Consider the following 3,978-nt stretch of genomic DNA (forward strand, 5'->3'; position numbering starts at 1 on the left):
AACCTCGTTTGGCAAAAGCGTATCCATGAGCAAAGGCGCCTATTTAATTATAGAACACACCGAAGCCATGCATGTTATCGATGTAAACAGCGGCAATCGATCCAACAAAGCAACCAATCAAGAAGATACCGCACTCGAAGTAAACATGATTGCAGCTGGCGAAGTAGCCAGACAATTAAGGTTGCGAGATATGGGCGGCATTATCGTTATAGATTTTATCGATATGTCAAATCCAGACAATCGAAAAGTGCTTTACGAATTCTTGCGCGAAGAAATGAGCGACGACAAAGCAAAACACAAAATATTGCCTCCAAGCAAATTTGGATTGGTACAAATTACCAGACAAAGAGTGCGCCCAGAAGTCAATATAGAAACACGAGAAGGAAATCCAAACAATGAAAATAGCGATATAGAAGCGCCTATTTTAATCATTGACAGAATTGCTTCCGATTTAGACAGCATTATAAAGTTGCATAAAAAAGTGATCCTCAACGTTCATCCATTTATAGCTGCTTACCTTACCAAAGGTTTCCCATCCATACGTTCAAAATGGTATTTTGAACATAAAAAATGGGTAAAAATAATTCCACGTGATGCCTACACGTACCTTGAATATCATTTCAATGACATACAAGGAAAAGAAATTAAGCAATAATTAAAAACCGCCTTTCAAACAGATTGGCGGTTTTTTTATGGTTTTTTTGTTTTTTTGAAGCCATTTCCAGCTTTCCGTTGCAAGTTTTTTTGTTTCAAACTATTTTTGCAAAACCAAAAAAGAGCTTCCTTTGGTCACTTTTTTTGTTAGGCAAAAATTAGTTTTCAACCTCAAAAAGCTTTACACTACTATCTGGGCTAGATTAGCAACAATTAAAATAATGGCTAATATTTTAGCCATTTTAATATTAATTTAGTATATTTGGCTAATATATATACCAAAATGACATTTTATAATATAGATAAAGTTCCAACGGAAATTCAACAAGAACTGGCTAGCAAATTCCGTGATATTAGAAAAAATAAGAAAATTTCACAAACTCAATTGGCTAATAAATCAGGAGTTTCACTTGGAAGTATTAAACGATTTGAGCAAACAGGTCAAATTTCATTAGAATCATTACTAAAATTAGCACATCTTTTCGAAAGATTAAATGATTTTGATTCGGTTTTTAAACCCCAAGAAAATCTTAAAGAAATAGAAAAATTGTTTAACAAATAAGTATCAGCAATATGACTACAAAAAAAATCATTGCTTATTTGAATCTAAATAATGCTAAAATAAAAATTGGGGAAATGATAGAGAACCAAAACAAAATTTACTTTAAGTATGATTCCAATTTTGTTGCAAAGGGAATAGAAATTTCACCATTCAAATTGAAACTATCAAATGAAATTCTTGTCCCAAAAGAAACACATTTTGATGGTCTTTTTGGAGTTTTTTCAGATTCACTACCAGATGGTTGGGGAAAATTGTTGTTAGATAGAAAATTATTATCATTAGGAATTCCACAAGTTCAAATAAATGCGCTAGATAGACTTACTTTTATAGATAACAATAGTATGGGTGCTATTTCCTATGAACCAGAATATGAAAATAATTCTTCAAAAACATTTAAGGTCGATTTAGATCAAATTTCAGACGAAGTCGAGTCGGTTCTAAAAGGATCGTTTGACGATATAATAGACGAACTTTACTTACTTGCTGGCTCATCTGGTGGAGCCAGGCCAAAAATTCTCGTGGGTTACAATCCAATTACAGAAGAAATGATACCAAACAAATCGAAACTGCCTGATGGTTTTGAACATTGGATAATCAAATTTTCATCTGCTACAGATTTGTCAGATATTGCCATGGTAGAATATACCTATAATATGATGGCAAAAAATGCAGGTGTTGAGATTAACGAATGTAAATTGTTTAAAAGCAAAAAAGGAAATTATTTTTTTGGAAGCAAACGTTTTGATAGAATTGGCAACCAGAAACTTCACTTACATTCAGTAGCTGGATTGCTTCATGATAATTTTAGAATGAGTACTTTAGATTATGGACATATTATGGACTGTGCATTCAAACTAGAAAAACAATTTTCTAGTTATGAAAAAATTTTAAAACTCGCTACATTTAATGTTCTTGCCCATAATAGAGACGATCATAGCAAGAATTTTTCATTTTTAATGAATGAAAATGGAGATTGGAAATTTGCACCAGCCTACGATTTAACATTTTCACAATCATCATACGGTTTACATAGCACAACAATTGCTGGCGAAAGTAAAAACCCAAGTTTGAATGATTTACATAAGTTAGCAAAACATTTTGGCGTAAAAAATCCGAACCAAGTTTTTGAAGCCGTTCAAGAATCTGTGGATCAATTTGAAAACCTTGCCAAAAATATAGGCGTAACAAATGGGTCAATAAAACTGATAAAAAATAATTTAAAGTTGATTTAAGAAAACTACTCCCTCAAAATCTCAATTTTCTTCCTAATTTCATATCCACTTTCATCCACTACCGTAATATAATGAAAACCTTCGGTCGGTAAAATCGGCATTTCGTGAAAAGTTTTGGTTGAACCTTTATACACATTATCAACATACCAAAAAACTTCGGTTTCCCGATTGGAATGCGCTATTTTTAAAATGACTGGTTGTATTTCGCTATTAAAATTTTTGGTCAAATAAATTTTATTATTGGTTTTCGGATAAATAAAATCCATTGATGCCGTGATTGTTCCTGTACAATTTTCTTTAAATGGAGGCAATGATAAGTATTCTATATGTTGGCTTTTGTAATACCATTCCATTACGGGTGGCAATACAAACCATTTTTTAGTGATTATATTTTCAATATTATCACAACTGCTGTTCACTCTAAATTTCCCTGAAATATCTAAATTAACCGTTTTATGATACGGACAAATACTAGTTGTTTTTCCTTTTAGACAAATCAATTGTTTGATTTTTGGACAATCCTCTTGCGCCAAATGTCCGCTCAATTTGCACACTTCAACTTCACTTAAATCTTTAAATGGTGTCGCAAACCATTTTTGTCTTGGTAACAAATTAAAAACATCAAACAAAATAGGAGCAGCGCTAGTCACGCCTGTTAAAGTTGGTCGACCTTCTCCAGAAGCGTTTCCAACCCAAACACCTACTACATATCTAGAATTGGTACCAATTGCCCAAGCATCACGATTTCCAAAACTGGTTCCAGTTTTCCAAGCAATTTTGAGGGAACTGTCATAAAATTTCCAAGCTTCATCGCCTTCAGGACGATTTACTTGTTCCATAGCATTGTAAGTTTGCCAAATTGCACCAGCACCCAAAATTGTTTTTTGTTTGCTATCTAATCCAAAATCTGGAGTAAAATTATAATCATAATTAAGCTCCACAAATTCTTGGGTTCGATATTTTCCATTATTCTCATTAAAATAATTGACCGTTGATGACATTCCAGCATAGGTTCTGCACAAATCCCACAAATTGCTTTCGGCACCACCCAGAATTAAGGACAATCCATAATGATCTGGAGATTTTGAAACATCTCGCAATTTGAATTTTTGTAACTCCTCATAAAATTTATTCACTCCATAATCTTGCAACATTAATACCGACGGAATATTCAATGAACGAGCCAAAGCACGATGCGCAGGAACGGCTCCATCAAAAGTTAAATTGAAATTTTGTGGTGTATATCCTGAAATTTGTGTGGGAATATCTGCAATTAAAGTATTGGGCAACAATTCGCCTTCGTCCAACATTGCTGCGTATAATAATGGTTTTAGAATACTTCCGGTACTTCGTGGAGCATCAATAATGTCAACATCTTTTTGATGGTTCAAATCTGTTGGCGAGTTGCCTACATAACTCATAATATTTCTGGTTTTTACATCAATAACAATAATCGCCAAATTATTGACTTCATTTTGTTTGTATTGATTGTAATAATACTTCGCAATCTGATTCACTCGATTATGCAAC

General features: G+C 33.1%; 4 protein-coding genes. 3 read left to right on the plus strand and 1 reads right to left on the minus strand.

What is annotated here, in order from left to right:
• The 3 genes from RMN92_RS11980 to RMN92_RS11990 form a co-directional block, all read left to right on the plus strand.
• On the plus strand, positions 1–655 hold a 655-nt coding region (locus RMN92_RS11980), incomplete at its 5' end, for a ribonuclease E/G (RefSeq protein WP_309609674.1).
• A gap of 282 nt (positions 656–937) precedes the next feature.
• Entirely contained in the window at positions 938–1,216 is a 279-nt protein-coding gene (locus RMN92_RS11985; RefSeq protein ID WP_309609675.1) for a helix-turn-helix transcriptional regulator, read from the plus strand.
• Positions 1,217–1,227: 11 nt separating this feature from the next.
• Complete coding sequence (locus tag RMN92_RS11990) at positions 1,228–2,448, plus strand: type II toxin-antitoxin system HipA family toxin (RefSeq protein WP_309609676.1); 1,221 nt, start codon at positions 1,228–1,230, stop codon at positions 2,446–2,448.
• Positions 2,449–2,453: 5 nt separating this feature from the next.
• On the opposite strand, the gene RMN92_RS11995 is transcribed toward RMN92_RS11990, so the two are convergent.
• On the minus strand, positions 2,454–3,978 hold a 1,525-nt coding region (locus RMN92_RS11995), incomplete at its 5' end, for a penicillin-binding transpeptidase domain-containing protein (RefSeq protein ID WP_309609677.1).

The organism is Flavobacterium sp. (genome assembly GCF_031363805.1).
In the GTDB taxonomy this organism is placed as follows: Bacteria; Bacteroidota; Bacteroidia; order Flavobacteriales; family Flavobacteriaceae; genus Flavobacterium.